General features: G+C 59.5%; 5 protein-coding genes and 2 pseudogenes. 6 read left to right on the forward strand and 1 reads right to left on the reverse strand.

Going from position 1 to position 6,058, the window contains the following annotated elements; translation table 11 throughout:
* From VMJ11_RS24610 to VMJ11_RS24635, 6 genes and pseudogenes are all read left to right on the forward strand, one after another.
* Positions 1–1,115: TrkA C-terminal domain-containing protein (locus tag VMJ11_RS24610; protein ID WP_325622663.1), on the forward strand; the 1,115-nt coding region annotated here is incomplete at its 5' end.
* 331 nt (positions 1,116–1,446) lie between these two features.
* Positions 1,447–1,626 (forward strand): hypothetical protein, encoded by a 180-nt coding sequence (locus tag VMJ11_RS24615; protein ID WP_325622665.1) that lies wholly within the window; start codon positions 1,447–1,449, stop codon positions 1,624–1,626.
* A gap of 308 nt (positions 1,627–1,934) precedes the next feature.
* Positions 1,935–2,159 (forward strand): annotated as a pseudogene (locus VMJ11_RS24620) (IS3 family transposase); the annotation flags it as partial.
* Between the two features lie 122 nt (positions 2,160–2,281).
* Entirely contained in the window at positions 2,282–3,409 is a 1,128-nt protein-coding gene (locus tag VMJ11_RS24625; protein ID WP_325622667.1) for a hypothetical protein, read from the forward strand.
* Between the two features lie 427 nt (positions 3,410–3,836).
* Positions 3,837–5,258, forward strand: coding sequence for a DUF2252 domain-containing protein (locus tag VMJ11_RS24630; RefSeq protein ID WP_325622669.1), 1,422 nt, complete (start codon positions 3,837–3,839; stop codon positions 5,256–5,258).
* A gap of 234 nt (positions 5,259–5,492) precedes the next feature.
* Positions 5,493–5,648 carry a hypothetical protein gene (locus VMJ11_RS24635; RefSeq protein WP_325622671.1) on the forward strand — a complete coding sequence of 52 codons (156 nt, stop codon included), beginning with the start codon at positions 5,493–5,495 and terminating at the stop codon, positions 5,646–5,648.
* Positions 5,649–5,760: 112 nt separating this feature from the next.
* On the opposite strand, the pseudogene VMJ11_RS24640 reads toward VMJ11_RS24635, so the two are convergent.
* Positions 5,761–5,991: pseudogene (locus VMJ11_RS24640) on the reverse strand (transposase domain-containing protein); the annotation flags it as partial.
* Between the last annotated feature and the right edge of the window lie 67 nt (positions 5,992–6,058).

Here is a 6,058-nt window from a genome sequence, read left to right on the forward strand (position 1 = left end):
AGGCCTGGCATCGGTATGAGCTGCGCGCCTATCGTGTCACGCCGGAAAGCATGGTCTGCGGCAAGACCGTGAGTCAGGTCGAAGCGCTGCAGCCCAGCGGGACGCGATTGTTTATCGAGCGCGTCAGGCGCGGGGGCGTTATCCACGAGGCTAGCCTCGATTTCATGCTGCATCCGGACGATGTGGTGGCGATCGCCGGCCCCCGCGACCAGCTTGTTTCGCTGCTGGGGGCGCACGGGACTACTTCTGGCAATGGCGGTGACACGCTCGTTGCGGCACGGCAGCGAAAAGCCGTTGAAGTCGATGACCCGGAACTGCTGGCAGTACCGGCAGAAGGAGTGGACGTTTATGTGACCAGCAAAGCGGTCGATGGAAAAACCTTGCAGGAGCTTGCCAGTTTGCCGGCCGCGCGCGGCGTCTATCTCAGGAAGATCAAGCGCGGCCCCACGGAGACGCAGATTCCCATTCGGCCGAGCACACAGCTGCAACGGGGCGACACGATAACGATCGTCGGGCGCACGCAGGACACGAGCGCTGCCGCGAAAGCACTTGGCATACTGGATCGCCCAACGAACCTGACAGACGTGGCGTTCGTAAGTATCGCCATTACCGCTGGCGCAATGGTGGGGGCTATCGTCATTAAAGTCGCGGGCATTCCCATCACACTGTCGACCGCGGGTGGCTCACTGATCGCGGGCATCCTGTTTGGCTGGCTACGGGCGGTACACCCGACGTTTGGCCGCATTCCTGAACCCACGGTCTGGTTCATGAGCTCGGTCGGACTGAACGTCTTCATCGCTGTGGTCGGCCTCACCGCAGGACCCGGTTTCGTTGCCGGTCTCCGGCACCTCGGCATCAGTCTATTCTTGTGGGGCATTTTCGCCACGACCGTTCCGCTCATTCTAGGAATGCTGATCGCGCGCTACGTGTTCCGCTTTCATCCAGCCATCCTGCTCGGCGTGTGCGCCGGTGCACGAGCAACGACAGCGGCATTGGGGATGATCTGTGACGCCGCAAGAAGCCAGATCCCCGGGCTCGGATACACGGTCAGCTACGCGGTAAGTAACACGCTCCTGACTATCTGGGGCATGGTGGTCGTGATGATTCTGGCTTAGTCCAGCGGAAGTTCCTCGGCGAACGTGCCTCTGACAGCGATTTTGTCGAAGGGGTCATGAAGAATACCCAGACATCGGTAACGCTCTTCGGGCTGGCCCTCAACGATTAAATTTCGAGATGGAGTGTCGTCAGCGATGATGCAGAAACGCGATATTTTTAGCAAAGCGCTCTTCGTGATCGCCGTGGCGGTTCTCGTCGTCGCACTCCCTTCTGCGGTAATTGACACGTAGCAGAACGGGCGCATCTATCTGTTCTCGCGACAGTTTCTTGATGAAATGCCGCTTCGTCTCTCAGGCCCTGGGCGGCTGAGGTTTGTGCTGCAGCCACTCATTGCAATTGTTCTTGGCTGCCGAAGCGGACTGGCTGATGCTCGGGCAGGGCACCAGCCGTTCATCTATCGACTGGTTACCGAGAGCGGAAATCGCAAAAATCTTCTTCGAGGTGGACTTGCAGTCGTTGGTAACCTGGTGGCCGTGGGGATCGTTCTCGACGCAGTGGCGCAGTTTCTGATTTATGGACTGGTGCACCCGGGGGCGGCCGTTGTGCTCGGCCCCGCGCTGATCTGCATACCCTATGCGGTATCTCGCGCGCTTGCGAACCGGATCTCACTGTTATGGCATCACCGCTTTCGAACGTAGTACATACGTGCATCAAAAGGAGCAGTGACTGCGCTTCTATCGTAGCCGAAAGCCAGTGAACAGTACGGTGTAGCTGTTTCGGATGAGCGTTTTCTTCCCGCCGGGGACATGGCCGTGTGAGCCGGGCCGACGAACCGCCTCGGATTTGGTGGAGGCTCCAACTCTTGAGAAAATGGAGCCATGAACAAGTCGAACAAGTTTTCTGCTGAAGTCCGCGAACGTGCTGTGCGCATGGTGCAAGAGCATCGGGGCGAGTATCCCTTACAGTGGGCAGCGATCGAATCCATCGCCCCCAAGATCGGCTGTACGAGCCAGACATTGCTGGGGTGGGTCAAACGAGATGAAGTCGATAGCGGCGAGCGCGAGGGCGTGAGCACGTCGGAACGCGAACGTCTTAAAGCACTGTAGCGCGAGGTCAAGGAACTGCGCCGTGCCAATGAGATTCTTAATTTCACTCAGGATGAAGGCGGATGCTGGTTTCTGGACGTGTGCATCCGGACGATGGGGATACAGGGAACCAGATAGCCATGAAACCGGTGCATCTCCAAAGGCCCTCGGACATCGCTGGCAACCCCGCTCGCGAGGTCATCCGGAAGTTACGTGTCTGCCTCGCCGTGTGCGCAGTACTTCCTGGCTGCACATCGCTCGGCCCCACGACCATCGTTGCGGACCGCTTCGACTATAGCGCGGCAATCGCCGACTCGTGGAAACAGCAAGCGCTGCTGAACATCGTCAAACTGCGTTATCTGGATCTGCCGGTATTCGTTGACGTGGCGTCGGTTGTCAGCGGTTATTCCCTGCAAACCGGCGTGTCGGTGAATGGCACCCTCTCGACGGACAGGGCGGTGCAAGGAAATTTTCTGGCCGCAGGGGTACAGAGCGTTTATACGGACCGGCCCACCATCACTTACGCGCCGGCAACCGGGCAGAAATTCCTGCGCGGGTTGCTGGAGCCGATTGATCCGAAGAACATCTTCTTCATGCTCCAGAGCGGCTATGCCGCGGATTTTCTGTTGGGCATGACGGTGGAGTCGCTTAACGGCGTGCGCAATCGCTCGACGGCTGCTGGAATGATGCGGGAGGCGGATCCGGAGTTTCTGCGGGCAATCGCACTGCTGCGCGAAGTTCAGGCCACAGGCGCGGTTGGCATGCGCGTGGAGGAGGACAAGGTTAAGGGTTCGACTGCCGTACTCTTCTTCCGGCGTGAAGACATGCCTGCCGACGTCGTCGAGAAGGTCGCCGAGATACGCCGCCTGCTCAAAATGCCAGTCGGGCCGCAAAAGTTTACGCTCAGATATTCCCCGGCCCGTGGCGCTGATGACGAACTCACGGTGAACAGCCGCTCGATGCTGCAAATAATGCAGGCCTTTTCGAGCTACGTCGATGTACCGGAAGAGCATCTGGCAGACCATAGTGCGTTGCCAGCCGTCGCACAATCTGCAGCGGAGATGCAGCAGGGCGTCGTACGAATTCACAGCGGCAAGCAGAGGCCGGCTAACGCGTATGCGGTCGTACGTTACCGAGACTACTGGTTCTGGATTGACCAGGGTGACCTGCGAACCAAACGTGCACTCAACGCAGTGATGCTCTTTTTCACGATGACCGATACCGGTGCTCAGGAGGCTTTGCCCTTGATCACCATCCCAGCCCAGTAGCGAAGTAGATCGAAAACCTCTGGATGTACGGAGCGGCCCAGGAGAATTACAGGACCGACAGCCTTCGTGATACGTGGCGCGTGCATGCCGAGAACTCCGTTGATTTGAATCAACGTCATCGCCGGTCGGCCCCGTAGCGTCTTATATAGGTCCAGGATTCAAGTGAGTTACGGATCAAGGTCGTCACGCTGCGGAATGGCACACGACTTCGTTCCTGCGACGCGGCGCAGCATCACGCGGTTACCGCGAGACACGATGTCCGATCCGACGACCGCGGGCATCGCAGGCCAGGCCACGGTTGCGAGCGGCACCGATGTCCGGGCCGACGTCCAGCGGCAAGGTCGGAGAAGAAGGGATCGGTCGCCATCCGGCATCGGCCAGTCGAGCGTGCGGCAGGTCGCGCCAGCAAACACAGAAGGGAAAGGTCATGGACAATGCCGTTACGCGGAAGCACCCGAGTGCCACTGCTCGAACAGAAACCCCTTACCTCACCGCTGATGAACGCGCGGCTAAAGGGCGCACGCTGCGCGATAGTGTACCGCGGCTATCGCAGGCGGGATGGAAGGCACAGCCGGATCGCCCTGACCCGGTCGAGCTCCTGATCGCGTCCAATGAAGGCCGCATGATGGAACTGATTCCGATCCGCTTCGGGCGCATGTCCGCGTCGCCGTTTGCGTTCTATCGCGGTGCGGCCGCGCTGATGGCCGCCGACCTCTCCACGACACCTGCAAGTGGGATCCGTGTGCAGGCGTGTGGCGATGCCCACCTGATGAACTTCGGCGGCTTCGCGACGCCGGAGCGCAACGTCATCTTCGACATCAACGATCTCGATGAGACGCTGCCGGCTCCGTTCGAGTGGGACCTCAAGCGGCTAGCGGCGAGCGCGGTGATCGCTGCGCATTATCTTGAGCTACCCCACAGCGACACGTCACGCGTGGCGACAGATCTTGTCCGCGAATACCGCGAGCGGATGCATGACTACGCGGGCATGCGGGCTCTCGATGTCTGGTATGACAGAATCGATCTGCAAAAGTATGAAGATCGATCGGGCGATCCGGCTGTCGTCGCAGCCGCGCGCAAGCGGCTAGCCGAGCGGATCGAAGCGGAAAGGCGCAAGACGGTGCCTGATTTTCTGTATCCAAAGCTTGTCTCGCAGGAAGGCGTAAGGCCGAGGATCAAGGACGAGCCACCGTTGATCTTCCATCCGACAGAAGAACAGGCCCCGGGCATCGAGTCAGGATACGCTGAAGCCATTTCCTCGTATCGCGAGAGCCTGGCCGAACATGTCCGCGTGCTGTTCGACAGGTTCCACTTCGTCGATCTGGCTATCAAGGTGGTCGGCGTCGGCAGCGTCGGTACGATGTGCGCCGTGGGTCTCTTCATGGCGGCAGACAACGACCCGCTCTTCCTGCAGGTAAAGGAGGCGCGTGCTTCGGTACTCGAACCCTACGCAGGGAAAAGCCTGCATGCCAATCATGGCCAGCGTGTCATCGCGGGCCAGCGCATCATGCAGTCTGCGAGCGATGTGTTCCTCGGGTGGACACGGGGGAAGAATGGTCGCGATTTCTATCTCCGTCAGCTTCGCGACATGAAAATGTCCGCGGTGATCGAGGACTGGGATACGGGGATGCTGAGGCAGTATGCGCGGATGTGCGCACATGCGCTTGCGCGTGCCCATGCCCGCTCAGGGGATGCGGCGATGATGGCCGGGTACATGGGTTCCGGGCAGACCTTCGACGACGCAATCACCGAGTTTGCGTCTGAGTACAGCTCCCAGAATCGACGTGATTATCGGGAGTTCCTCCATGCTATCAGAGAGGGGCGGATTGACGCGACGATAGACGATTAGGCGGGGATCGTGCTATTCATTTCTGGGAAAAGGTTCGCTTCCGGAGTTGTTCGGTGCTCCGAGAGGAAAAGATCACGTCGACGATGATCGTCGCGGGCGCAATCATTCTGTTCGGAACGGCCCTAGCAAGCGAGTTCGGGCTACTCTACATGCAGCGCCGTGCATGCGGGCGTGTGGTGGGTCTTGTGATCTGTGTTCTCGTCCATCGTGTACATCTGTCCATTAAAAACTTAGATGGACACGATCCTCGCCTGCGCACCCGACGCCATCAAGATGCCTTCCCCGGGCGCTTACCTCAGGGTGCTCTGGCGCGAAGGCAAGACGGCGCTAGGCGCCATCCGCAGGATTCTGTCCGTTCAAACCGTGCAGGTACTGGCGCGCTCACACTGACGTCCTAGGGTCGGCTCCATCCGAAGAACGGATCGTCGGTAAGCGATCCATAATCGCCGTCCCTCTGAGTGGTGGACAGGCGCGTTGATTCGTGGAGTGGATATGCTGCGAATCAGTTCCGGGGGGACGGCATCCGCCAAGGCACAAGCGCCTCGTAGTCGTCGGCGGTCTTTGCCAGAGGCAGGCGCTCGAACAACCAGGCCAGGTAACGGTATGGATCGATACCATTGGCCTTGCAAGTTTCAACGAGACTAAAGAGATTTGCGCTGGCGTGTGCGCCGGCAACCGTATCTGCGAACAGGAAGCCCTTGCGTGCAACGACAAACGGGCGAATGGAATTTTCACAAGAATTATGCCGACTTCCCGATTATGCCGCGCCGTGCATGCGCGCGACGGTGGGCATGGCGTTT

Source organism: Paraburkholderia sp., assembly GCF_035501035.1.
Taxonomy (GTDB): Bacteria; Pseudomonadota; Gammaproteobacteria; order Burkholderiales; family Burkholderiaceae; genus Paraburkholderia.